The sequence below is a fragment of the Terrabacter sp. C0L_2 genome (assembly GCF_036352015.1).
In the GTDB taxonomy this organism is placed as follows: Bacteria; Actinomycetota; Actinomycetes; order Actinomycetales; family Dermatophilaceae; genus Terrabacter; species Terrabacter tumescens.
Genome location: NZ_CP143557.1, coordinates 3,570,394 through 3,593,340, shown reverse-complemented (window position 1 = coordinate 3,593,340; position 22,947 = coordinate 3,570,394). Strand labels below are relative to the sequence as shown.

The window sequence follows — 22,947 nt, the reverse complement described above, 5'->3', positions numbered from 1 at the left end:
CGCCCCCGGGAGGTTTCGGGATGCGGACCCGGGCGGGAGCGGTACCCGGCGGCGTCTACGCTGACGGGGTGAACACGAGGACCGTCACCGCCGATGCCGGCCTCGAACCCGATCCCGGGTCCGAGGCTCTGGCCGCCCTCACGGCTGCCGCCGCCGAGCTCGAAGCCCAGCAGCAGCCTGCCTGGCCCGACACGGCCGCGCTGGCCGAGGTGATCGAGACCCTTGCCTCGTATCCTCCGCTCGTCTTCGCGGGCGAGTGCGACATCCTCACCGAGCGCATGGCGAAGGCCGCCGTCGGCGAGGCCTTCGTCCTGCAGGGCGGCGACTGCGCCGAGACGTTCGCGTCCGCGACCGCCGACAACATCCGCGACCGCATCAAGACGATCCTGCAGATGGCGGCGGTGCTGACCTACGGCGCCTCCGTGCCCATCATCAAGATCGGGCGCATGGCGGGGCAGTACGCCAAGCCGCGCAGCTCCACCGTCGAGACCCGCGAGGGCGTCACGCTGCCCGCCTTCCGAGGCGACATGGTCAACGACTTCGCCTTCCACGAGACCGCGCGCATCCCCGACCCGCAGCGTCTGGTCCGCGCCTACCACGCGAGCTCGGCCACGCTGAACCTCGTGCGCGCTTTCACCACAGGCGGATTCGCCGACCTGCGGCACGTGCACGACTGGAACCGCGGCTTCGTCGCCAACTCCGCCAACCAGCGCTACGAGAAGATCGCCAAGGACATCGACAAGGCCATGAAGTTCATGGCCGCGTGCGGCGCCGACTTCGACGCCATGCGCACCGTCGAGTTCTACGCCGCGCACGAGGCGCTGCTGCTCGACTACGAGCGTCCGCTGACGCGCATCGACTCGCGGTCCGGTCGCCTCTACGACACGTCGGGCCACTTCGTGTGGGTCGGCGAGCGCACCCGCCAGCTCGACGGCGCGCACGTCGACTTCGTCTCGCGCATCAGCAACCCCATCGGGGTCAAGCTGGGCCCGAAGGCCGACATCGACGAGGTCCTGCGCCTCATCGACAAGGTCGACCCCAACCGCACCCCGGGTCGCCTGACCTTCATCACGCGCATGGGTGCCGGCACGATCCGCGACGCCCTGCCGGCGCTCGTCGACAAGGTGACGGCGTCCGGTGCCACCGTTACGTGGATCTGCGACCCCATGCACGGCAACACGTTCGAGAGCCCGTCCGGCTACAAGACGCGCGACTTCGAGGACATCGTCGAGGAGGTCCGCGGCTTCTTCGAGGTGCACCAGTCGCTCGGCACGATCCCCGGCGGCATCCACGTGGAGCTCACCGGCAACGACGTCACCGAGTGCCTCGGCGGTGCGGAGAAGATCATCGACTCCGACCTCGAGAAGCGCTACGAGTCGGTGTGCGACCCTCGCCTGAACCACCAGCAGTCGCTCGAGCTCGCGTTCCTCGTCGCGGAGATGCTCGGCCAGGCCTGAGCGTCCTGCCAGTCCCGACTCGACGACCTCGCCCCCGGCGAGGTCGTCGAGTCGTCTCGGGCGGTCGGGGTTCGGCTCCCGTCAGACCTCGTGGTGGAGGGCCTCGGCCGGCAGCTCGCCCGGGCGCCGACGCGCGAGGAGCTCGACGGCATACATGGCCGTGAGCACGAGCGCCCCGCCCACGACCATCCGCAGGGTCGCCGCCTCGTCGCCGAGCGTCACGGCGAAGAACGCGGCGAAGACCGGCTCGAGCGTCATGACGATGGCCGCCCGGGTCCCCGACATGTGCGCCTGGGCCCACGTCTGGGCCCACAGCGCGAGGATGCTCGCGAACACCACCATGTACAGCACCGTGCCCCACTGTCCGGGAGTGCTCGGCAGCACGATGCCGCCGGGGAGCGCGCCGACGACGCAGATCACGGCGATGACGACCATCTGGACGACGGACAGGCCGGTCGCGATCTCCGAGGCGCTGTGCCGCCCCAGCCCGACGATGTGCAGCGCGTAGCAGGCCGCCGCCATCAGGGTGATCGCCTCGCCGACGCCCACCGACAGGCCGTTGAGCGACAGCAGGGCGAGACCGCCCGTCGCGAGTCCCACTGCGGCCCAGGTGGATCCGGGCACACGCTCACGCAGCAGCACCGCGGTGAAGACCGGCGTCAGCACGACGTAGGTGCCGGTGATGAAGGCCGAGACGGAGGCCGGGGTCGTCGCGAGTCCCTGCGTCTGGAAGATCTGGGCCAGCCCGTAGAGGGCTCCGAGACCCGTGCCGACGAGGACCTGGCGACGGCTGAGCGCACGGACGGGTCGCCAGAAGAGGACGAGCATGATGACGGCCGAGATGGTGAAGCGGACCGCGAGGAAGTCGATGGGAGGCAGGGCCCGGACGAGGTCGCGGATGAGGTAGAAGGTGGAGCCCCACACCGCCGTCAGGGCGACGAGCAGGATCGTGGCGAGGCGCGTCTGCGCCGCATGCTGCACGGCGGGCGCCTCAGACGATCGTCAGGTGGATCGTCGTGCCCTTCGGCACCGACGTGCCGGCGGCCGGGTCCTGGGCACGGACCTTCTTCTCGAAGAGGTCGCCGAAGGGGTACTGCTTGTCGACCTTGAGGCCGAGGTCGGTCAGCGCCTTGTCGGCGGCCGCGTCCGGCTGGTCGACGACGTTGGGCACCTGCACCATGACGGGGCCCTTGGACACGACGAGCTTGACCGCGTCGCCCCGGTGGAGCGTGCCCTTGTCAGGTGACTGCGAGACGACCTGCCCCGCAGGCACGGTGTCGCTGTTGACGTCCTCGCCGCGCTGTACCGTCAGCCCGGCCTTCGTCAGGGTGGCCGAGGCGGCGTCGAAGGTCGCGCCCGTGACGGTGGGGACCTCGATCGGCCGGCGTCCCTTGGAGACGACGACGGAGACGGCGGTGTTGCGCTTGACGGACTCGCCCGCGGCGGGGTCCTGGGAGATCACGACCCCCTCGGGGACCGTCTCGCTCCAGGCCTGCGACCTCTCGCCGAGGCGTAGGTTCAGCGGCGACAGGGCGGCGCCGGTCTCGCCGACCTTGGACCCGACGAGGGTCGGGACGGCGTAGCGCTCCTTGCCCTTGCTGACGACGAGGCGCACCGTGGAGTCCTTGCCGAGCTCGCTGCCCGCGCCGGGCTCGACGCTCAGCACCACACCCTGCGCCTTGGTCTCGGAGAACTCCTCGACGAGCTCCGTGGAGAGGGCGGCCTGCTGCAGCTCGCCCTCGGCCTGCGACACCGGCTGCCCCACGACGGCGGGGACGAGCGTCGAGCCACCCGGGCCGGCCGTGAACCACCAGCCGCCGAACGAGACCCCGCCCACGAGGAGGAGACCGGCGAGCCAGAGCGGCCACCGTCGGCGCGCACCGCGGCGACGGCGTCGCTCGATCGGCATGGCCGCGGTGTGCTCGAGGGCCGGTCCGTCCTCGTGGACCGGCAGGCCGGCGAGGGCCGCGGGGCCCATGTCGTGGGGACGGGTCCGGTGGCGCTCGGGGGATCCGGCTGCCTCGGAGCGGCGAGGACGGTCGGTGGGGGAGAGCTGCGTCGTCGAGGAGACGGGTGCCAGCACCGCGGTGCCGGCTGGATCGGTGCCGACGGCGGTGGCGCGCCGGTCGAGCTCGCCGGCCGACAGGCCGCGCCGGACCTCGCGCAACGCGGTCACGAAGGTCGTGGCGGACTCGAAGCGGTCGTCGGGCTCGACGGCGGTCGCGCGGGCGACGAGGTCGTCGAGCACCTCGGGGACGCCGGGCACGAGCGTCGACGGCGCGACGATCGAGCCGTGCACGTGGTTGTACGCGATCTGGATCGGGGTGCCGCCGGTGACGGCCTTGCGCCCGGTGAGCATCTCGAAGAGCAGCAGGCCAGCGGCGTACACGTCGCTGCGGGTGTCGGCGACCCCCCGCTCGACCTGCTCGGGCGAGAGGTAGGAGACGGTGCCCAGCAGGACGCCGGTCTGGCTCGTCGCGGCTTGGTTGGTGATCGCGCGGGCCAGCCCGAAGTCGGCGACCTTGACCTCGCCGTCGCGCCGGACGATGACGTTCTCGGGCTTGACGTCGCGGTGGATCATCCCGGCCGCGTGGGCGGCGCGCAGGGCGAGCAGGATCGGCTCGAGGATCGCGAGCGACTCGCGAGCGGTGAGCGGGGCCTCCTCGTGGATGACGTCCCGCAGGGTCTTGCCCTCGACGAGCTCCATCGCGAGGAAGACCTCGCCGTCGTCCTCGCCCTGGTCGTAGACGGCCACGACGTTGGGGTGGCTCAGGCGTGCCGCCGAGCGCGCCTCGGCCCGGAACCGCTCGACGAAGACGTCGTCGGTGGCGAGGCCGGGGCGCATGATCTTCAGCGCCACCTCCCGGTCGAGGCGTCCGTCCAGCGCAACGTAGACGGAGGCCATGCCTCCGTCTGCGAGGTGGGAGAGGATGCGGTACCGGCCGTCGATCACCCGACCGACGAGGGCGTCCGCCACGCTGGACGTCACGACGCGAAGTTTACGGGCTGATGCCGTGCATCCTGTGCAGGCCAGCCGCGGCGGGCCTGCACAGGACGCCCTCAGAGGCGGTTGTAGACGGCCAGCACGCTCGCGACGTAGCGCTTGGTGTCCTCGTACATGCCCTTGGTGCGGACCGAGTAGAGGCCCTGGTAGTAGCCGGCGATGGCCTGCTCGCGCGAGTCGGCGCTGGCCTGGAGGGCGCGGATGATGAGGACGCCTCCGGTGATGTTGTCCTGCGTGTCGAAGCGGTCGAGCGAGCGGCCCGCGAGCTGCGAGGCCCACGTCTGCGAGACCGGCATCAGCTGCATGACGCCCACGGCGTTGGTGTAGGACACGGCACGCTGGTACCAGCCGGACTCGAGCCATCCGATGGCGAGCGCCAGCTTGGGGTCCACGCCGTGCCGGGTCGCCGTCGCGCTGATCATCGCCTGGGTCTGCGCACGGGTGGGCACGGTCATGGCGGCGAGCTTCGCCTTGCTCTCGGCGACCGCCTGGGCCGTCTTGCTCGGGTACTGGTAGCCCGGCGGGGGAGTCGGCGCGGGGGACGGCGTGCTCGGCGAGGCCGCGGACCCGGTGCCCGGGACGGTGATCTTCTGGCCGACGAAGATGATGGTCGTGCTGCTCATCCTGTTGGCGGCCAGCAGCTTCGTCAGGGAGACGCCGTAGCGCTGCGCGATGTCGCTCATCGTGTCGCCGGAGCGCACGACGTAGGTCGTGTCGCCGGCCGACGGCTTCGGGGCCGAGCTCGTCGGACGCGTCGGCGTGACCGGGCCGGGCTTGGGCGCCTTGGTCGGGCCGGAGGCGCGGCCGGGGACGAGCAGCTTCTGCCCGGGCATGATCAGGGCGCCGCCGCGGGTGAGCCGGTTCTTCTCGACGATGGCGTGGACGGTCGTGCGGTGCGCGATCGCGAGGTGCCACAGGGTGTCACCGGGACGGACCGTCACGGTCTTCCACGGAGTCGTGGCCACGGGGGCGACAGCGGCATGGGCAGGCAGCGCGAGCGCGGCGACGTCGGCGAAGGGCATGGGCTGTGGAGTCCTTTCCTGGGGCCCGAGCTGAGTTCGTGGAGGGGCGTTCGGAAGGGGCGTCGGGTTCGGCGATGGTCCGCCTCCCGCAGAGACCTGCGGGAGGTGTGCGGTGGTGCAGGGTCGTGCAAGGTGCTCTTCGTGCTCGTGGGGCTTTTGTGAACGGAGTGGCGCCTGTGACGATAGCGCACAATTGAGCACTAAAGTTTAAATACACCAGTGTAATTCGTGCTCCGGACCCAGCTCGCTCGGCCTCGCCCCGCCGGGTGCACGGGGAGCGCGCCGACGGTGGCAGACTCTTGCCCCGTGAGCGAGACCCCTGCACCTCAGTCCGACGAGTCCACCAGCCGCGACCTCGAGTCCCTCGTCGGGGAGTGGCTGACCGTGCCCGACGCCGCCGAGCGGATCGGCGCGCCCCTGTCGCGCGTGCGTCAGTTCATCGCCGACCGCGAGGTCCTGGCTGCCCGCATCGGCGAGCGCCGGGTCACCGCGATCCCCGCGAAGTTCCTCGACGAGGCCGGCCCGCGCCCCGAGCTGCGAGGCACCTTCACCGTCCTCGCCGACGGGGGCATGGACGACGAGGAGATCATCGAGTGGCTCCACACCCCTGACGCGACGCTGCCCGTCGAGGGCGCGCCCATCGACGCGATGCTCGCCGGCTTCAAGACCGAGGTCCGCCGCCGTGCGCAGGAGCTCGCCCTCTGAGGTGACGCCGGCACCCCCCCGCGTATGCCGTGTGGCGCGGCCGTCAGGACCGGCGGGCCGTCGAGACCGCCACGAGCGCCTCGAGCACGTCGAGCGCCGACGCGTCGTAGGAGCCGGTCGCGCGCGCCCGGTCGACGGCCCGGACGGACTCGTCGGCCAGCACCGTGATGAGGCTCTCGACGCGCTCGACGGCGCCCGTGTCGACGAGCACCTGACGGATCGACTCGACGCCGCCGAGGTCGAGGTCGTCACGGCCCAGGAGGCTCTCGACGACCTCGCGCTGCGCGTCGGACGCCGCGTCGAGCGCGTGGGCGACGAGGACGGTGCGCTTGCCCTCGCGCAGGTCGTCACCCGCGGGCTTGCCGGTGGCCTCGGGGTCGCCGAAGACGCCGAGCAGGTCGTCGCGCAGCTGGAACGCCTCGCCGAGCGCGAGTCCGTAGTCGGAGAGCGGCGCGAGCGAGCCGTCGGGCGCGCCACCGACGAGGGCGCCGATCAGCAGCGGGTGCTCGATGGTGTACTTCGCGCTCTTGAAGCGGATCACCTTGCGAGCCGAGGCGATCCGGGCCTCGAGATCGAGGCCGTCCCAGCCGCGGGCCGACTCGAGCAGGTCGAGGAACTGGCCGCCCATCAGCTGCGTGCGCATGGAGTCGAAGAGCTGACGACCGCGGGCGAGCTCCTCGCCGGGCAGCCCGCACGTGGCATACAGCTCGTCGCACCAGGTCAGGCACAGGTCACCGGCGAGGATCGCGGTGCCCTCGCCGAACCGGTCGGCGTCGCCCGCCCAGCCACGCTGCTGGTGCAGCGAGGCGACGGCACGGTGCGCGGACGGCATACCGCGTCGGATGTCGCTGCGGTCCATGACGTCGTCGTGGAGCAGCGCCGCGCCCTGGAAGAACTCCATGCTCGCCGCGAGGCGCACGAGCGCGTCGGAGTCGGCGCCGCCGGCGGCGCGGTAGCCCCAGTAGAGGAAGCCGGCGCGCAGGCCCTTGCCGCCGGTCAGCAGGCCGGACACGGCCGACACGAGCGGAGCGGTCTCCTCGCCGATGGCGGCCAGCGACTGCGTGGCCCCGGCGATCTGCCCGTCGATCGCCTGCTGCACCCGACGGCGCAGCACGTCGAGGTCGGTGGGGGTCTGCACGGGGTCCTCCATCGAGTCGCGGGAATCGTGGTCAGCCTACGCGGCGCGCCGGCCGCCCCGTGAACAGCCCACGCACCGTGGACGCGCTCGGCCTAGGGTGTGCGGCATGGCACACGGCACGGCATCCTCGATGGCGCGGGCGGAGCGGTTCACGCGGTCCATCCCGGCGATGATCGAGGCCGACACCCCGACCTTCAGCTTCGAGTTCTTCCCGCCCAAGGACGACGCGTCCGAGGCGCAGCTCTGGGACGCCATCCGCCGTCTCGAGAAGGTGTCCCCGAGCTTCGTGTCGATCACCTACGGCGCCGGGGGAGGCACCCGCGACCGCACGGTGCGCCTGACCCAGCGGGTGCTCGAGGAGACGTCGCTGACGCCGATGGCGCACCTGACGTGCGTCGGCCACTCCGTCGCCGAGCTGCGCGGCATCGTCGGGTCGTATGCCGCCGCCGGGGTCCGCAACATCCTGGCCCTGCGCGGTGACCCGCAGGGCGGCCTCGGGCAGCCGTGGGTCGCCCACCCCGAGGGCCTCGACCACGCCGACGAGCTGGTCTCCCTCGTGCGCAGCCTCGGTGACTTCACCGTGGGCGTCGCGGCCTTCCCCGACGGTCACCCCGAGTCGGGCGACATCAGCGAGGACGCCGAGACCCTCGTGCGCAAGGAGCGCGCGGGCGCGGAGTTCGCCATCACGCAGATGGTCTTCGACGTCGACAACTACCTCCGGCTGCGCGACGAGCTGGCGCGACGCGGCTCCCGGCTGCCGGTGGTCCCGGCGATCATGCCGATCACCAACGCCCGTCAGGTGGTGCGCATGGCCCAGCTCGCCGGCCAGCCGATGCCGACGTCGGTCACCGAGCGCCTCGAGCGCCACGGCGACGACGCCGCCGGCGTGCGCGCCGAGGGGATGGCCATCGCGACGGAGTCCTCGCGACGCCTGCTCGACGAGGGCGCACCGGGCATCCACTTCATCACGATGAACCGCTCGTCGGCGACGCTCGAGGTCTTCGGCAACCTCTGACCCGAGGCAGGGTGAGAGCCGAGGACGACCGGCCCCCAGGGAAGGGCCGGCCGTCCGGTCGGGTGTTGCGTGCCTGGGCTGCTCAGGTGCTCAGGCGCGCTGCTCAGGTGCTCAGGCGCGCTGCTCAGGTGCTCGAGGGCGTGGTCGTCGCCGTGCCGTTCGGGGACGCGGGCACCTCGCCTTGCTGGGACTGCTGGCCCGACTGGCCCGGCTGCCCCTGCGGGCCGTCGCCGTCGTGGTCGCCACCCCGGCCGCCGGGCCCGCCCGACCCGCCGGGGCCGCCCTCCTGGACCGCCGTGACGGTGAAGGACGCGTCCACCTGCACGGTGATGCGGGTGCCGTCGGCCCGCACCATGTGGGCCTCGTAGACGCCGTCCGAGTCGGTCTCGACGCGCTCGATCGTCGCCGTCGGCTCCTTGGCCTTGGCGGCCGCCGTCACCTTGGCTGCGGTGTCGCCCGTGAGCAGCTTCTCGTCCGAGCGCATGGGCTTGCTCGGGTCGGTGTTGCCGTTGCCGTTCATGCCCGGGCCCCGGCACGCTCTCCGACCTGTCCGTAGGCGCCGCTCGTCGCGGTGCCGGTGCTGCCCGTCTCGTCCGCGCTCGCGAGGGCTGCCCCGCCGAGCGCGAGCGCCGACGCGGCCACGATGCCGGCCCCGGCCAGCGCGATGGTCTTGTGCTTCATGCGTTCCACTCCTTCGATGGGCTGGCCTCGTGCCAGCTGTGTCCACCGTCGGTGGCGGCCCTGTGCCGACCCCCTCGTCGGGGTGGGGAGGTCCTGTGAGACCGGGGTCGACCTGTGAGCCCGGTCAGGCCGAGGGCGTCAGGTCTCCTGGTCGAAGGGTTGCTCGAGCCGTTCGTCGGCTCGGGGTGGCGACGGAGGTGTGAGCGGCGGTGGAGGCGGCCCGGTCGGCGCGTCCTGCCCTCGGCGTCCGGACGGCACGGCGATGCCCACGCGTTCGCCCCACGCGTCGTAGCGGCGCTTGTAGCGGCGGATGCGGCCGGCCACCTTGTAGACGAGGAACGCCCCGAGCAGGAGCAGGACCAGCGCGATCGCCGCAGCCCACCACGGGTGGGCGATGGCCAGGGCCGTGACACCGGTGACCGTGACGTCCTCGGTGGTGCTGACGAGGACGTTGCTCGCCGGCTCGGGGGAGGTGTTGACGGCCGCGCGCAGGCCGGCCTTGATGCCGTGCGAGATGAGGGCGGTGACGCCACCGGTCGCGGCGCCGATCGCCGCGTCGAGGCTGGCCGTGTCGTGGCCGATGAGGTAGCCGATGGTGGCCCCGACCGCCGGCCTGACGACCGTGTGCACCGAGTCCCAGACGGAGTCGACGTAGGGGATCTTGTCGGCGAGCATCTCGACCGCGAAGAGGATGCCGGCGCCGATGAGCACGTCGGTGCGCGCCAGGGCGTTGGGGATCTGGCTGAGGTTGAAGATCTTGTCGGCGAGCCCGAGGACGAGCACGACCGCATACGCGTTGATTCCGCTGCCCCACCCGGTGGTGAAGGCCATGGGGATGAGCTCGGCGCCCACGACACTCCTTCGGTCGTGCGCCGGCGGGTGCGCCGGTGCGTCTGCTGCCGGGCCGGACGGCCGAGCACAGGTCCAACGTCCCTGACGCTCCCGCATTCCCGGAGGTCGCGCAACGGGGCGCGCTGCGGGTGCGGCGGACAGTGGGCGGACAGTGGGCGGACAGCGGAACGGGCCCGATCCGTGAGCGGACGGGACCCCTGCACCCCTCCGTTCGCGGACCGAACCCGCGGCTCCACCCTGCCGGTGGGGGCGACGGGCGGACCTGAGCACACGTACTCAGATCCGCCCGTTTCGTGCCATGTGCGTGGACCGTGCGGGTTGGCCCTGCCCGTGGAGCCGCGTCGCGCGGAGCGGCTCCCAGGGTCGTCTCGCCGGGGTTCCGGGCGCGTCCACGCCGTTCTTGACACGGTGTCGGCGGCGGGGGTTAGGGTTGTCGTATCGAACAGGTGTTCGAATAAAGATGTCAGTTCAGTCGTCGGTTGGTTGTCGGACCGCTCGTGTGGGGCGCGGGTGGTTCGGGTCGTGATGTCCGGCCTCGACGGGTCCGAGGGAGACGTGTCGTGGTGCGCAGGTTCAGTGACTCCGTGCAGGTGAGAGTGCGGGAGCAGGAGCAGTCCGGGGTGTCCCGGCAGCCTCCAGGAGGCGAGGCTTCCGGGGTGTCGCCCGAGGCCTTCATCTGGCGTGGTCGTCTCTACGTCGTGCGCGGCGTCCTCGCGCATTGGCGCGAACGACGGGCGTGGTGGCGCGACGCGCTCGACGCCGACGAGGCGCAGGTGCGTCCCGGCGAGACGCTCGTCGCCGCCGCGAGCGAGCAGCACGTCTGGCGGGTCGAGGCGAGCCCGGGCTGGTCGTTCGCCCCCGGGGTCTACGACCTCGCCCACGACGAGCTCCCGCGCGGCGACCACTGGTCGCTCGTCCGGGTCGCCGACTGAGACCACCCGTCAACACGTCCGGAAGAAGAGGAGACCACCGTGACCACCGCCCACTTGCGCCGCCCACCCATCTCGGTCGCCGTGCTCGACCTGCTCGAACGGGCCCGCACGACGCTCGAGTCCGCCTGCCGCACCAGCGAGGCGTCCGAGCGCTACCGCGACGCCCACCTCGGTGCCCTGCGCGCCGCGGCAGCCATCGTCGCGGCCCGCACCGCCCCGACCCCACGAGCGCGGCCCCGCAGCGTCTGGCAGGTGCTGCCCGGCGTCGCGCCCGAGCTGGGGGAGTGGGCCGCCTTCTTCGCCGCCTGCTCGGCCCACCAGTCGGTCATCGACCGCGGCGGCCACCTCAGCGCGCGCGAGGCCGACGACCTGCTGCGCCAGGCCGAGATGTTCCTGGAGATCGTCCAGGACCTGCTCGGGATCCCCCTGACGGTCCCGCTGCCGCAGTCGATCACGCCCGTCTCGAGGGGCCGGGCGACCGGAGGGTGACGACGAGCATGACAACACCCAGCATGACGACTCCCACCACGACGACGGCCAGCACGACGGCCAGCACGACGGCCAGCACGACCGGCTCCTTCGCGAGTCGCCTCACCAGCGCGCCGAGCCGTGCGGCCGGCGCGGCCGGCGCGGCCGGCGCGGCCGGCGCTGCCGGCGCTGTCGGCGGCACGGCCGAGAGCTTCGTGCACCTGCACGTCGCCTCCGGCTACTCCATGCGCTACGGCACGGCCAAACCCCACCAGCTCGTCGAGCGCGCGGCCGCGTTCGGGCAGCCCGCTCTCGCCCTGACCGACCGCGACGGCCTCTACGGGGCGGTCAAGTTCGTCCGTGCCTGCATGGAGCACGACGTCGCCCCGATCCTCGGGGTCGACCTCGCCGTCGGGCCCGAGCAGCCCGAGCGCCACCGGCCTGTCCGCACCCCGGTCCGCGGTGGCGCGCTCGTCGACCCACGACTGCCTCGCGTCACCGTGTTGGCCCGCGGCAGCAGCACCGGTCTCGCTCCGGGCGAGGGATGGGCGGCGCTCTGCCGCCTCGTCACCGCGACACACCTGCGCGGCGAACGCGGCAACCCCGTCACGACCGCGAGCCTCGTCGCCGAGCACGCCGGCGCGTTCGCGACGTCTCCCACGCCCTCGCCCGCCACCTCGCCCACCACGTCGCCCACCACGTCGCCCACCACGTCGCCCACCACGTCGCCCACCACGTCGCCCACCACGTCGCCCACGGCGGCGGCCGGTCGACGCATCGAGCCCGGCGGACGGCATACGCCATCGGTGGCGGACGGTAGGCCCTCCCGTCTCGTCGTGCTCCTCGGTCCCGACTCCGACGTCGGTCGCGCGGTGCTCGCCAAGAGGCGCGACCGTGCGCGGTCGGCCCTCGAGCGCTGGGTGGCCCTGCTCCCGCGCGGCGCCGTCGTCGTAGAGGTCGTGTGCCACGGCGGTCCCGAGCACCAGCCCGGCAGCCTCGGCCAGGCAGCCCGCATGCTCGCGCTCGCCCGCGAGGTCGGCGTGCCGAGCGTCATCACGGCAGCGGTGCGCCACACCGACCCGCAGGACGCCGCCATCGTCGACGTCCTCGACGCCGCCCGCCGGCTCGTCGCCCTCGACGCGCGCCACCTCGACCGCGTCACGACGGCCGGGCACCTGTCACCGACGCCCCTCATGCACGCGCTCGCCCTCGACGTCGTCCAGGTCTCCGGACCCGGTCTCGTCGGCGGTGGGGCGCTCGCCCGCGAGCAGGCGCGCGAGCTGCTCGCCCGCACCACGGCGCTCGCCGCCGAGTGCGTCCAGGACCCACGGGCCGACCTCGGCATCGGCTCGGTGCACCTGCCCGAGCCGGGGGTGCTCGGCATCCGGCCCGGCACCAACCCGCACCGCGTCCTCGCACGCCGCTGCCGCGAGTCCATCCCGGCCCGCTACCCGGGCCGCACCGAGAGCGAGCTCGTCGCCGTCAGCGACCGGCTCGAGGACGAGCTCGGGGTCATCGAGACCCTCGGCTACGCGACCTACTTCCTCACCGTCGCCCAGGTGTGCGACCTCATCCGCGAGATGGGGGTCCGGGTCGCGGCCCGCGGGTCCGGCGCGGGCTCGCTCGTCAACTACCTCCTCGGCATCTCCGGCGTCGACCCGATGCGGCACGGCCTGCTCATGGAGCGCTTCTGCTCGCCGCTGCGGGCCGAGCTGCCCGACATCGACATCGACGTCGAGTCGGCCCGGCGCACCGAGATCTACGAGCGCATCCTCGACCACTTCGGCGGCGACCGCGTCACCTGCGTCTCGATGATGGACACCTACCGGGTGCGCCACGCGATCCGCGACGCCGGCGCGGCGCTGGGTCTGCCGCCGCCCGAGATCGACGCCATGGCCAAGGCCTTCCCGCACATCGCGGCCCGCAACGTGCGCCACGCGCTCGCCGAGCTGCCCGAGCTGCGGGCCAGCGGCCTCGACGTGCCGCGGCTGCAGCTGATGTTCGACATCGTCGAGCGGCTCGATGGGCTGCCGCGGCACATCGCGCTGCACCCGTGCGGGGTCGTGCTCTCCGACTCCGTCCTGCTCGACCGCACCCCGGTCGAGGCGAGCTGGCTCGGCTTCCCGATGAGCCAGTTCGACAAGGACGACGTCGAGGAGATGGGGCTGCTCAAGCTCGACGTCCTCGGCATCCGCATGCAGTCGGCGATGGCCCACGCCGTGGCCGAGGTCGAGCGGGTCGACGGCGACCACGTCGACCTCGACGACGAGTCGCAGGTGCCCTTCGACGACGAGCCGACCTTCGAGCTCGTCCGGTCGACCAAGACCCTCGGCTGCTTCCAGATCGAGAGCCCGGGCCAGCGCGAGCTCATCGGTAAGTTCGGCCCGCGCACCTTCGAGGACCTCATCATCGACATCTCGCTCTTCCGGCCCGGGCCGGTCAAGAGCGACATGATCATCCCGTTCCTCAACGCCCGGCAGGGGTGGAAGGACCCCTCCTACCTCCACCCGACTCTCGTGCCGGCGCTCGAGGAGACCGAGGGCGTCGTCGTCTTCCACGAGCAGGTGCTGATGATCGTCGCCGAGACGACCGGCGTGACCCTCGCCCAGGCCGACGAGGTGCGCCGGGCGCTCGGCACCCCCGACGGCCAGAAGCGCATCGAGGCGTGGTGGCGGCCTGCGGCCCGCGACCGCGGCTACGCCCCCGACGTCGCCGACAAGATCTGGGAGGTGCTCAAGGCCTTCGCCTCGTTCGGCTTCTGCAAGGCCCATGCAGCAGCGTTCGCGCTGCCGACCTACCAGTCGGCGTGGCTCAAGACGCACCACCCGGCCGCCTTCCTCTCCGGGGTGCTCACCCACGACCCCGGGATGTATCCCAAGCGGCTCATCCTCGACGACGCCCGCACCTTCGGCATCGCGATCCTCGGCCTCGACGTCAACGTCTCGACCGGCGCCTACCGCTTCGAGCGCACCGACGACGGCGGCGAGGCCATCCGCCTCTCGCTCGCCGACGTCCACGGCATCAGCGAGGCCGAGGTCGCGCAGATCGTCGCCGGCCAGCCCTACTCGAGCCTCGCCGACTTCTGGCAGCGTGCCCACGTGTCGCGACCCGTCGCCGAGAAGCTCGTGCTCGCAGGTGGGTTCGACGCGCTGCACGACATCGACCTCGGTGGCCCGTCCCGTCTCGACGAGAGCGGGACCGGCGTCGTGGGCCGGTCCCGGGGCGGTCTCGGACGTCGTGGCCGGGTCACCCGGCGCGACCTGCTGCTCCACGTCGCCGAGCTCGACCGGTGGTCGTCCTCCCAGCGCTCGTCGCGCCGGTCCGGCTCCCGGGTCTCGGCCGCGAACCGGTCTGGCTCGACGCGGGGACGGGTCACGTCGGTCTCGGCCACCGGCGACATCAGGGCCCTCGCCGCCGCGCAGTCCCAAGCCTCCGCCGGGGCGCCCGAACACCTCGCGACGCAGCTGACGCTCGACCTCGGCGACACCCCGCGCCTCTCCGCGACGAGCGGACTGCCCGAGATGACCGGTCCCGAGCAGGTCCGGGCCGAGCTCGAGGTGCTCGGGCTCGACGCCAGCGGGCACGTCGTCGACTTCTACCGTCCGCTGCTCGACGCGCTCGGCGTCACCCGGGCGCGTGACCTCCTCGCCGGGCGCAGCGGGCGCGAGGTCCTCGTGGCCGGGGTCAAGGTCGCCACCCAGACCCCGCCGATCCGCACCGGGCGCCGGGTGGTCTTCCTCACCCTCGACGACGCCACCGGCCCGTCCGACCTCACCTTCTTCGAGGACGTCCAGGGCCCGTATGCCGCGACCGTCTTCCACTCGTGGCTGCTGCTCTGCCGCGGGGTCGTGCGGCGCACCGGCCCGCGCGGCGTGTCGATCCGGGCGACCGGTGCGTGGGAGCTCTCGGCGCTGCAGGACGCGTGGACCTCCGGCGGGATCACCGCCGTGCGTGACGCGCTCGACGCCGCCGACCGCGCTGCCTGGGACCGGGCGACCGCGCTCGCCGGAGCCGACGGGTCACCGGCCGGGGTCGGCGAGGGGCCCGAGGGTCGGCGGGTGCTCGTCCACGCGTCCGGGTTCAAGCAGTCCCCGTACGCCGACATCAAGCCGGCGGGCGAGGACGTCAGGGGTCCGCGGGGCACGAGCGGGCTCGTGCCCTCCGACACCGTGGGCGGTCCGCCACGCAAGCTGTGGCACGCGAGCCCGGGAAGCTCGGGGCACTAGGGTGAGGACGCACACGAAGCCCACGCAGCACCACGCGTACCACGTTCCCAGACGGAGGATCCCGTGCCCGACGAGCAGCGCCCCCAGCGACGTGGAGGGGTCCGGCCGTCGGCCGTCGTCTCGGCCGTGGGCCGCATCGCCGACGAGTGCAGCACCCACCTCGGCCGTCCGCTCGAGGTGCTCGACCTCGGCGGTGGCACCGGTGGAGTCGCCGTCCCGCTCGCCGAGGCCGGCCACCACGTCACCGTCGTCGACCCCAGCCCCGACGCGCTCGCCTCGCTTGCCCGACGGGCCCGCGAGGCCGGCATCGAGGGCCGTGTCACCGCCGTCCAGGGCGACGGAGACTCCCTGGGCTCCGTCCTGGCCGGTCGTCACGTCGACCTCGCCTGCTGCCACGGCACGCTCGAGTTCGTCGACGACCCTGCAGCCACGCTCCACGCGATCGCTGAGGCCCTCGGCAAGGGCGGCGTCCTGTCGCTACTCGTCTCGGGCCGGCTGTCCGTCGTCTTCGCCAAGGCCATCGCGGGAGAGTTCGGCCAGGCCAGGGCTGCCCTCGTCGACCCATCGGGCCGCTGGGGGAGCACCGACCCGCTGCCGCGCCGCTTCGACGTCGAGCAGCTCGAGTCCCTGCTCGCCGGCGCCGGTTTCACCGACGTCCGGGTCCGGGGCACCAACATCCTCGGCCACCTCGTGCCGGCCTCGCTCATCGACTCCGAGGCGGACCGTGTCGCCCTGGCCGAGCTCGACGAGCTGCTCGTCTCCGGTCCCGGGCGCGAGTTCCTCCGCACCCTCGGCAGTGCCCTCCACGTCGTCGCCCGTCGCGACTGACCGCGCCCGGGTGAGCACGTCGACCCGTCCGGCGGGCCGACGATGAGCCGCCGCCAGTTCACCGCGCCGACCCGCGGCAACGCCGAGCCGCCGGACGACACCGGCTGCACGGTCCTGCACGTCGACATGGACGCCTTCTACGCGTCCGCCTCGCTCATCTCGCGCCCCGAGCTGCGGGGACGCCCGGTCATCATCGGCGGGGCGAGCGGCCGCTCCGTCGTGCTCTCGGCGACCTACGAGGCGCGCGCCTTCGGCGTCACCTCGGCCATGCCGATGGCCCGGGCCCAGCGACTGTGCCCCCAGGCGGTCATCATCGAGCCCGACCACCGCCGCTACGCCGCGATCTCCGAGGCCGTCATGGCGACCTTCGCCACGATCACCGACAGCGTCGAGCCCCTCTCGCTCGACGAGGCCTTCCTCGACGTGTCGGGGGCCGTACGCCGACTCGGACGTCCCACGCAGATCGCCGAGCAGCTGCGCGACACCATCGCCGACGAGCAGGGCATCACCTGCTCGGTCGGGGTGGCCTCGACGAAGTTCGTCGCCAAGCTCGCCTCCACCCTCGCCAAGCCCGACGGGCTCATCGTCGTGCCCCGCGAGGAGGTCGTCTCGTTCCTGCACCAGCTGCCGGTCGGTGCGATCTGGGGCGTCGGTGACAAGACCGAGGAGCACCTGCACCGCCTCGGCCTGCGCACGGTCGCCGACCTCGCCCACACGCCCCTCGAGACCCTCCAGCGGGCCCTCGGCGACGTGGCCGGCCGCAGCCTGCACGACCTCGCGTGGGGACGCGACCCGCGCTCCGTCGTGCCCGAGCGGCGCGAGAAGTCGATCGGAGCCGACGAGACCTTCGCCCACGACATCGACGACCCGGTCCGCATCCACCGTGAGCTGCTGCGCCTCGCCGACCGCACCGCCGCGCGGGCGAGGTCGGCGGGGATGACGGGACGCACGGTCTCGATCAAGGTCCGCTTCTCCGACTTCACGACGATCACCCGGGCCAAGACGCTGCGCCACCACACCGACGTCTCGCGCGACATCTTCGCCACGGCGCGCGAGCTCTACGACCGCCTCGGCCTCCAGCGGGCGCGGATCCGGCTCGTCGGCGTCCGGCTCGAGGGCCTCGTGCCGTCGTCCGTCGCGCCCATCCAGGCCACCCTCGACGAGCCCGAGCACGGGTGGCGTGAGGCCGACCGGGCCGTCGACCGGGCCAGTGCGCGCTTCGGTGCCGGATCGGTGCGTCCAGCGTCACTCATGCCTGACCGACCCTCGGGTTCCCAACGTGAGCGGCGCGACTTATCCTGAGGGAAAGAAGTCCGTGTCGGCCGTTTCCGACATACGATTCGGGCACAGTCGATTTCGCACCATGGGAGGTGCCGGGTGGCACTCTCGGAACACGAGGAAGCACTCCTCCAGCAGATGGAGGAAGCCCTCTACGCCGAAGACCCTCGATTCGCGTCGCGCATCGAGAAGACGAAGTCACGCGGCCTCGGCCGTGGGCGCGTCGTCGTGGGCGTCGTCGCCGGGGTGGCAGGCCTCGCGCTGGTCGTGTTCTCCGCGATGAGCAGCAACATCTGGCTCGGCGCCGGTGGCTTCGCCATCATGGTCGCCGGAATCGTCTACGCCATCACGCCGTCGAAGACCAAGCTCGCGGCCGTGAACAGCGACGGCACGACCAAGCCCCGGCAGGGCAAGGTCAAGGCGAGCGCCCCCAAGCAGGGCACGTTCATGGAGCGCCTCGAGGAACGCTGGGAGAAGCGTCGCCGCGACCAGTGGTGACGACCGGCCCTCACCCTGACTCACACTGACAACGAGAAGGACCCCGACGACCTGTCGTCGGGGTCCTTCTCGTTGTCCGCGCGTGCGTGTGCCCTGGGGTGTTGTGCCCTGGGGGGTTGCTCGGGTGGTTTCGGGTCAGGGGCGGGTGACGTAGACGGCCACGCCCCACGTCGCGATGATCGCGAAGGCGGTCCCGAGCTCGATGCCGATGTTGAGCATCACGGCCCGGATCGCGTGCGTGGTGGCGCGCCGGGCTGCAGCGTGCTCACGGTGCTTGACGCGCTCGAGGACGTAGACCGCGAGCACGAAGCCGAGCGGGGCTCCGACCACCGGGACGACGAAGAAGCCCACCACGGCCACCGCCAGTGCGACGGCGACGATCGCGCCGTCGACGCCCGCGGTCTTCATCCGGCGCCCGGGGAGGACGTACTTCGCGACGAGGCCCACGGCATACAACACCGTGGCCAGCCCGAGAACGAGCCAACCCGGCCCGTCCTGACGCTCGAACGCCCATACGAGCGTCGCCCCCCAGACCACGATGAGTCCCGGGAGCACCGGGACGACGATGCCGACGGTGCCCACGACCATCACGAGCAGAACGAGGACGTTCGTCGCGGTGATCACAGGGCAGTCGTCGGCAGCGTTCGAGTCAGGAGGAGGTCAGGAAAGGGCCGGGTCGGAAGATCGCCTGGTGCTCAGCGTTCGTCCACGGGAGCAGAGCCCGGGATCTCGCTGAGTCGGTCCGTCTCGTCGCGGATGTCGAGAGCCTTGTCCTTCAGCGCCGGGAGGTGCTCCCGTCCGTGGTGCGCGCAGAAGAGCAGCTCTCCGCCGGAAACGAGGCGGGCGCGGATGTAGGCCTGAGCCCCACATCGGTCGCAGCGGTCAGCAGCAGTCAGTTCGGGTGCCAGTGCTGTCGTCATCGTATTTCGCCTCTTTCCTCCCTCGGGGGTTCCCCGGAGGGAAACCCTGCCATGTACCTACGACGCTCGAAGCGGTCCATCGGGTGGACCTCTCGTGCCTCGCGGACGTTCCAACAGTGAATCACGTCGAATCCTTCCCGACGATGAGGCTCGGTCCATGAGACGCCCGTCGCACCAACATCGTTACGTGTCGGTGATTCGCCGCCGCCCCCTGATGCGGATGGCCGAGCCGGCTCGAGCCCGGCGCCAGCGAGCCTCCGGGTGGCCGTCGGCGGCGGTGGCTAGGCTTCCCCTGCCAGCCCTCCACAGCCCGACCGCTGGCGGCTCCCGACCGAAAGAGATCGACACACCGTGGCCTCCGCCTCCCGTCCTGCTCCCTCCGGCAACGGCGACTACACCGCGCGCCACCTCCAGGTCCTCGAGGGCCTCGAGGCCGTGCGCAAGCGTCCCGGCATGTACATCGGCTCGACCGACCAGCGCGGTCTCATGCACTGCCTCTGGGAGATCATCGACAACGCCGTCGACGAGGCCCTGGCCGGCGTCTGCACCGGCATTGAGGTGATCCTCAGCGGCGACGGCTCCATCGAGGTGCGCGACAACGGTCGCGGCATCCCCGTCGACATCGAGCCGCGCACCGGCCTGTCCGGCGTCGAGGTCGTCTTCACCAAGCTGCACGCGGGCGGCAAGTTCGGCGGCGCGTCGTATGCCGCCACGGGTGGCCTCCACGGTGTCGGCGCCTCCGTCGTCAACGCCCTCTCCGCCCGTCTCGACGTCGAGGTCGACCGCGCCGGCAAGACGTACGGCATGAGCTTCCGCCGCGGCGAGCCCGGCACCTTCACCGACCGCGGGCCGGTGCACTCCCCGGACTCCGAGTTCACGCCCTACGAGAAGAAGAGCGCCCTGCCGGTCGTCGGCAAGGCCAAGCGCGGCGTCACCGGCTCGCGCGTGCGCTTCTGGCCGGACCGCCAGATCTTCCTCAAGGACGCCGAGCTCGACTACGACGCCATCCTCGGCCGCGCCCGCCAGACCTCCTTCCTCGTCCCGGGCCTGCGTCTCGTCATCCGTGACGAGCGCCGCCTCAAGGGCACCCCCGGCGAGGAGGGCCCCATCGAGGAGGTCTTCCAGCACGACGGCGGCATCACCGACTTCGTCGAGTTCCTCGCGCCCGACACTCCGATCACCGACGTCTGGCGCCTCGAGGGCTCCGGCACCTTCACCGAGACGGTCCCGGTCCTCGACGTCAACGGCCACATGACCCCGACCGAGCTCGAGCGCGAGTGCGGCGTCGAGGTCGCCCTGCGGTGGGGCCAGGGCTACGACACGAAGGTCCAGTCCTTCGTCAACATCATCACCACGCCCAAGGGCGGCACGCACGTCACCGGCTTCGAGCAGTCCATCGTCAAGGTCTTCCGCAAGCAGATCGAGGTCAACTCGCGCCGGCTCAAGGCCGGCAACGACAAGCCGGAGAAGGACGACATCCTCGCCGGCATGACCGCGGTCGTCACGGTGCGCCTCGCCGAGCCGCAGTTCGAGGGCCAGACCAAGGAGGTGCTCGGCACCAACGCCGTGCGCGCCATCGTCGCCAAGGTCGTCGAGCAGGAGCTGACCGAGCGCCTCACATCGACCAAGCGAGGCGACAAGGCCCAGTCGGCCCTGCTGCTCGAGAAGGTCGTGTCCGAGATGAAGTCGCGCATCAGCGCGCGGCTGCACAAGGAGACCCAGCGCCGCAAGAACGCCCTCGAGAGCTCCACGCTGCCCTCGAAGCTGCGCGACTGCCGCACGACCGACGTCGAGCGCTCCGAGCTGTTCATCGTCGAGGGAGACTCGGCGATGGGCACCGCCAAGGAGGCGCGCAACTCCGAGTTCCAGGCGCTGCTGCCGATCCGCGGCAAGATCCTCAACGTCCAGAAGGCGTCCGTGTCGGACATGCTCAAGAACGCCGAGTGCGCCTCGATCATCCAGGTCATCGGGGCCGGCTCGGGTCGGAGCTTCGACCTCGCCTCCGCCCGCTACGGCAAGGTCATCATCATGACCGACGCCGACGTCGACGGCGCCCACATCCGCACCCTGCTGCTGACGCTCTTCTTCCGCTACATGCGTCCCCTCGTCGACGCCGGACGCGTCTACGCGGCGATGCCGCCGCTGCACCGGCTCGAGGTGATCAACGCCGGGGCGAAGAAGAACGAGCTGATCTACACCTTCAACGAGCCGGAGATGCGCCGCACGCTCGCCCGTCTCGAGAAGTCGGGCAAGAAGATCAAGCAGCCCATGCAGCGCTACAAGGGCCTCGGCGAGATGGACGCCGACCAGCTCGCCGACACGACGATGGACCCGCGCCACCGCACCCTGCGCAAGGTCACCATGCGTGACCTCGAGGCCGCCGAGCGCGTCTTCGAGCTGCTCATGGGCAACGAGGTGGCGCCTCGCAAGGACTTCATCATCGAGTCCGCCGCCGAGGTCGACCGCGAGCGCATCGACGCCTGAGCGGAACCGTTCGACCCCTTCCGAGTGTCGGTGGGGTGTGGGGAGCGTCGGCGCGGCACAGCCTGGCGTGCTTACGATGTGTCCTGCCGGCGCGACTCCCTCCGCCGGTACGCGTCGAGAAGGGGAATCGATGGTGGGCAACGTCAATGCCGAGGAGTCGGTCGCCGACGAGCAGACCGGCGCGTCCGCAGGCGCCGCTGAGCAGGACGGTCTCGGGCAGGACGGTGTCGGCCACGACGGTCTCGGCCACGACGGTCACGACCAGCACGGTGTCGACGGTGAGACCTTCACGGTGCGTCTGCCCGGCTCGGTCCCGGACGACGCCGTCGTCCCCGAGGAGCCCAGCCGGCTCTCCGGGTCGCCCGAGGCGCCGGACGACGACGTGGCCGTCGCCGGCATCGACACGGTGCCCGACCGCACGGCCCCGGCACCGGCGCGCTACCTGACCCCGGACGAGCTGCACTGGGCCGGCGAGACCGTCGAGGCCATCTCGACGGCGTTCGCGTCCAAGGTCGTCGGCCAGGCACGGCTGCAGGAGACGCTCCTCATCGCCCTGCTGACCGGCGGGCACGTCCTGCTCGAGAGCGTCCCCGGCCTCGCCAAGACGACCGCGGCGCAGACCATCGCCCAGGCCGTCGGCGGCCGGTTCCACCGCATCCAGTGCACGCCTGACCTCCTCCCGAGCGACATCGTCGGCACGCAGGTCTACAACCAGCACTCGGGCACCTTCGAGACCCAGCTGGGGCCGGTGCACGCCAACTTCGTGCTCCTCGACGAGATCAACCGCAGCAGCGCGAAGACCCAGTCCGCGATGCTCGAGGCGATGCAGGAGCGGCAGACCTCCATCGGCGACAAGAGCTACGCGCTGCCCGACCCCTTCCTCGTGCTGGCCACCCAGAACCCCATCGAGCAGGAGGGCACCTACCCGCTGCCCGAGGCGCAGATGGACCGCTTCATGCTCAAGGACGTCCTGGACTACCCGTCCCCGGCGGAGGAGGCAGAGGTGCTGCGACGCATCGACTCCGGCGTCTTCGTCACGGCGTCCGAGCCCGTCGTCTCCGTCGCCGACGTCAAGCGCCTCCAGGCCCTGGTGGGCCGTGTCTACATCGACCCCGCGATCGTCAACTACGTCGTCGGCATCGGCTACGTGACGAGGCACCCGCGCGACTACATCGAGCCGCGCCTCGCCGGCTACGTCGACTTCGGGGCCAGCCCCCGCGCGAGCATCGCGTTCACGAGCGCCGCTCGCGCCCGTGCCCTCATCGACGGGCGCAACCACGTCGTGCCCGACGACGTCAAGGCCCTGACGCACCGGGTGCTCCGGCACCGCGTGACGCTCGGCTTCGAGGCGGCCGCCGACGAGGTGGCCGTGGAGAGCATCATCGACGCGATGGTCAACGGGATCCGCACTCCCTGACCGGGAGCCGGACGAGGACGCG

Annotated in this window: 20 protein-coding genes; 11 read left to right on the top strand and 9 right to left on the bottom strand. The window is 71.9% G+C overall.

What is annotated here, in order from left to right:
* Nucleotides 1-20 precede the first annotated feature (20 nt).
* Nucleotides 21-1,457: a class II 3-deoxy-7-phosphoheptulonate synthase gene (locus U5C87_RS16525; RefSeq protein ID WP_330473598.1), complete on the top strand. Its 1,437-nt coding sequence runs from the start codon at nucleotides 21-23 to the stop codon at nucleotides 1,455-1,457.
* 81 nt (nucleotides 1,458-1,538) lie between these two features.
* Here the strand turns inward: U5C87_RS16525 and U5C87_RS16520 are convergent, their stop codons facing one another.
* The 3 genes from U5C87_RS16520 to U5C87_RS16510 form a co-directional block, all read right to left on the bottom strand.
* Nucleotides 1,539-2,438 carry a DMT family transporter gene (locus U5C87_RS16520; protein ID WP_330473597.1) on the bottom strand — a complete coding sequence of 300 codons (900 nt, stop codon included), beginning with the start codon at nucleotides 2,436-2,438 and terminating at the stop codon, nucleotides 1,539-1,541.
* Between the two features lie 10 nt (nucleotides 2,439-2,448).
* Nucleotides 2,449-4,446 carry a Stk1 family PASTA domain-containing Ser/Thr kinase gene (pknB, locus tag U5C87_RS16515; protein ID WP_330473596.1) on the bottom strand — a complete coding sequence of 666 codons (1,998 nt, stop codon included), beginning with the start codon at nucleotides 4,444-4,446 and terminating at the stop codon, nucleotides 2,449-2,451.
* Between the two features lie 71 nt (nucleotides 4,447-4,517).
* Nucleotides 4,518-5,483 carry a lytic transglycosylase gene (locus U5C87_RS16510; protein WP_330473595.1) on the bottom strand — a complete coding sequence of 322 codons (966 nt, stop codon included), beginning with the start codon at nucleotides 5,481-5,483 and terminating at the stop codon, nucleotides 4,518-4,520.
* Nucleotides 5,484-5,789: 306 nt separating this feature from the next.
* Here U5C87_RS16510 and U5C87_RS16505 point away from each other — a divergent pair, with 306 nt between their 5' ends.
* On the top strand, nucleotides 5,790-6,188 hold the full coding sequence (locus U5C87_RS16505; protein WP_330473594.1) for an Rv2175c family DNA-binding protein: 399 nt from the start codon (nucleotides 5,790-5,792) through the stop codon (nucleotides 6,186-6,188).
* A 43-nt stretch (nucleotides 6,189-6,231) separates the two neighbouring features.
* Here the strand turns inward: U5C87_RS16505 and U5C87_RS16500 are convergent, their stop codons facing one another.
* Nucleotides 6,232-7,338: a polyprenyl synthetase family protein gene (locus U5C87_RS16500; protein WP_330473593.1), complete on the bottom strand. Its 1,107-nt coding sequence runs from the start codon at nucleotides 7,336-7,338 to the stop codon at nucleotides 6,232-6,234.
* 94 nt (nucleotides 7,339-7,432) lie between these two features.
* Between U5C87_RS16500 and metF the strand changes: the two genes are divergently transcribed.
* Nucleotides 7,433-8,341, top strand: coding sequence for a methylenetetrahydrofolate reductase [NAD(P)H] (gene metF / locus U5C87_RS16495; protein ID WP_330473592.1), 909 nt, complete (start codon nucleotides 7,433-7,435; stop codon nucleotides 8,339-8,341).
* 124 nt (nucleotides 8,342-8,465) lie between these two features.
* On the opposite strand, the gene U5C87_RS16490 is transcribed toward metF, so the two are convergent.
* The 3 genes from U5C87_RS16490 to U5C87_RS16480 all read right to left on the bottom strand — a co-directional run bounded on the left by U5C87_RS16490 (nucleotide 8,466) and on the right by U5C87_RS16480 (nucleotide 9,874).
* Entirely contained in the window at nucleotides 8,466-8,861 is a 396-nt protein-coding gene (locus U5C87_RS16490; RefSeq protein ID WP_330473591.1) for a hypothetical protein, read from the bottom strand.
* Nucleotides 8,858-9,022 (bottom strand): hypothetical protein, encoded by a 165-nt coding sequence (locus U5C87_RS16485; protein WP_330473590.1) that lies wholly within the window; start codon nucleotides 9,020-9,022, stop codon nucleotides 8,858-8,860. Before U5C87_RS16485 ends, U5C87_RS16490 begins: the two co-directional genes overlap by 4 nt.
* Before the next feature lie 138 nt (nucleotides 9,023-9,160).
* Nucleotides 9,161-9,874 (bottom strand): DUF4126 domain-containing protein, encoded by a 714-nt coding sequence (locus U5C87_RS16480; RefSeq protein WP_030146279.1) that lies wholly within the window; start codon nucleotides 9,872-9,874, stop codon nucleotides 9,161-9,163.
* 497 nt (nucleotides 9,875-10,371) lie between these two features.
* Between U5C87_RS16480 and U5C87_RS16475 the strand changes: the two genes are divergently transcribed.
* From U5C87_RS16475 to U5C87_RS16450, 6 genes are all read left to right on the top strand, one after another.
* A complete protein-coding gene (locus U5C87_RS16475; RefSeq protein WP_330476708.1) occupies nucleotides 10,372-10,806 on the top strand; it encodes a DUF6504 family protein in 435 nt (144 codons plus the stop codon).
* A gap of 39 nt (nucleotides 10,807-10,845) precedes the next feature.
* Nucleotides 10,846-11,295 carry an SAV_6107 family HEPN domain-containing protein gene (locus U5C87_RS16470; RefSeq protein ID WP_330473589.1) on the top strand — a complete coding sequence of 150 codons (450 nt, stop codon included), beginning with the start codon at nucleotides 10,846-10,848 and terminating at the stop codon, nucleotides 11,293-11,295.
* Nucleotides 11,296-11,519: 224 nt separating this feature from the next.
* A complete protein-coding gene (locus U5C87_RS16465; protein WP_443082139.1) occupies nucleotides 11,520-15,500 on the top strand; it encodes a DNA polymerase III subunit alpha in 3,981 nt (1,326 codons plus the stop codon).
* A 63-nt stretch (nucleotides 15,501-15,563) separates the two neighbouring features.
* Entirely contained in the window at nucleotides 15,564-16,328 is a 765-nt protein-coding gene (locus U5C87_RS16460) for a class I SAM-dependent methyltransferase (protein WP_330473587.1), read from the top strand.
* Between the two features lie 42 nt (nucleotides 16,329-16,370).
* Nucleotides 16,371-17,630, top strand: coding sequence for a DNA polymerase IV (gene dinB, locus U5C87_RS16455; RefSeq protein ID WP_330473586.1), 1,260 nt, complete (start codon nucleotides 16,371-16,373; stop codon nucleotides 17,628-17,630).
* Between the two features lie 75 nt (nucleotides 17,631-17,705).
* Entirely contained in the window at nucleotides 17,706-18,104 is a 399-nt protein-coding gene (locus U5C87_RS16450) for a DUF3040 domain-containing protein (RefSeq protein ID WP_030146273.1), read from the top strand.
* Nucleotides 18,105-18,239: 135 nt separating this feature from the next.
* Here U5C87_RS16450 and U5C87_RS16445 read toward each other — a convergent pair whose 3' ends face one another.
* A complete protein-coding gene (locus U5C87_RS16445) occupies nucleotides 18,240-18,728 on the bottom strand; it encodes a DUF456 domain-containing protein (protein ID WP_330473585.1) in 489 nt (162 codons plus the stop codon).
* Nucleotides 18,729-18,799: 71 nt separating this feature from the next.
* Nucleotides 18,800-19,024 carry a DUF7455 domain-containing protein gene (locus tag U5C87_RS16440; protein ID WP_030146271.1) on the bottom strand — a complete coding sequence of 75 codons (225 nt, stop codon included), beginning with the start codon at nucleotides 19,022-19,024 and terminating at the stop codon, nucleotides 18,800-18,802.
* Between the two features lie 351 nt (nucleotides 19,025-19,375).
* Between U5C87_RS16440 and U5C87_RS16435 the strand changes: the two genes are divergently transcribed.
* Both U5C87_RS16435 and U5C87_RS16430 read left to right on the top strand, forming a co-directional pair.
* Nucleotides 19,376-21,508 carry a DNA gyrase/topoisomerase IV subunit B gene (locus tag U5C87_RS16435; protein WP_330473584.1) on the top strand — a complete coding sequence of 711 codons (2,133 nt, stop codon included), beginning with the start codon at nucleotides 19,376-19,378 and terminating at the stop codon, nucleotides 21,506-21,508.
* Between the two features lie 406 nt (nucleotides 21,509-21,914).
* Nucleotides 21,915-22,925 carry an AAA family ATPase gene (locus tag U5C87_RS16430; protein ID WP_052358264.1) on the top strand — a complete coding sequence of 337 codons (1,011 nt, stop codon included), beginning with the start codon at nucleotides 21,915-21,917 and terminating at the stop codon, nucleotides 22,923-22,925.
* Nucleotides 22,926-22,947: the final 22 nt, after the last annotated feature.

Coding starts and splice junctions, on each gene's coding strand:
- U5C87_RS16490 (WP_330473591.1), bottom strand. CDS start 8,861: ATGAACGGCAACGGCAACACCGACCCGAGCAAGCCCATGCGCTCGGAC.
- U5C87_RS16485 (WP_330473590.1), bottom strand. CDS start 9,022: ATGAAGCACAAGACCATCGCGCTGGCCGGGGCCGGCATCGTGGCCGCG.
- dinB (WP_330473586.1), top strand. CDS start 16,371: ATGAGCCGCCGCCAGTTCACCGCGCCGACCCGCGGCAACGCCGAGCCG.
- U5C87_RS16500 (WP_330473593.1), bottom strand. CDS start 7,338: ATGGAGGACCCCGTGCAGACCCCCACCGACCTCGACGTGCTGCGCCGT.
- U5C87_RS16525 (WP_330473598.1), top strand. CDS start 21: ATGCGGACCCGGGCGGGAGCGGTACCCGGCGGCGTCTACGCTGACGGG.
- U5C87_RS16510 (WP_330473595.1), bottom strand. CDS start 5,483: ATGCCCTTCGCCGACGTCGCCGCGCTCGCGCTGCCTGCCCATGCCGCT.
- U5C87_RS16440 (WP_030146271.1), bottom strand. CDS start 19,024: ATGACGACAGCACTGGCACCCGAACTGACTGCTGCTGACCGCTGCGAC.
- metF (WP_330473592.1), top strand. CDS start 7,433: ATGGCACACGGCACGGCATCCTCGATGGCGCGGGCGGAGCGGTTCACG.
- U5C87_RS16465 (WP_443082139.1), top strand. CDS start 11,520: ATGCGCTACGGCACGGCCAAACCCCACCAGCTCGTCGAGCGCGCGGCC.